Origin of the sequence: Chryseobacterium sp. SIMBA_029 (assembly GCF_046535275.1) — a bacterium.
Lineage (GTDB): Bacteria > Bacteroidota > Bacteroidia > Flavobacteriales > Weeksellaceae > Chryseobacterium.
This window is the reverse complement of the sequence record NZ_JAWRXA010000223.1, coordinates 1-278: the sequence shown is the minus strand read 5'-3', so window position 1 is coordinate 278 and position 278 is coordinate 1. Positions and strand designations below refer to the sequence as shown.

Sequence of the window (278 nt, the reverse complement as noted above, 5' to 3'; positions counted from 1 at the left end):
CGCGATGAGCTCGGTGTCCGTTGTGGCAGGTCCACCCGCAGCGTAGCCCCAAGAGCCTTGCCTTGCATGGTGATGGCGACAAGGCTGTCTTCCGGGCAGTAGCCCAGCATGTGGGGAACATAGCCAAGGATGTCTTCTGGTTGCTGGATGCTCAGCGTCTCGTTGGTGGTCATAACCCCACCTTCGGCCACCGCGGCGTGAGCGGACAGCGGCAAATGACCCTATGTGGATAAGACGGCGGCCGCAGCAAGCAGCTTAGCGATTGTTGTCCCGCTCGC

1 protein-coding gene is annotated in these 278 nt (G+C 61.5%); it reads right to left on the bottom strand.

Annotated elements, in window-relative coordinates; genetic code table 11:
• A partial coding sequence (locus tag SB679_RS23915) for a DUF4192 family protein (protein WP_410704737.1) occupies window positions 1-173 on the bottom strand: 173 nt, incomplete at its 3' end.
• Window positions 174-278 lie beyond the last annotated feature (105 nt).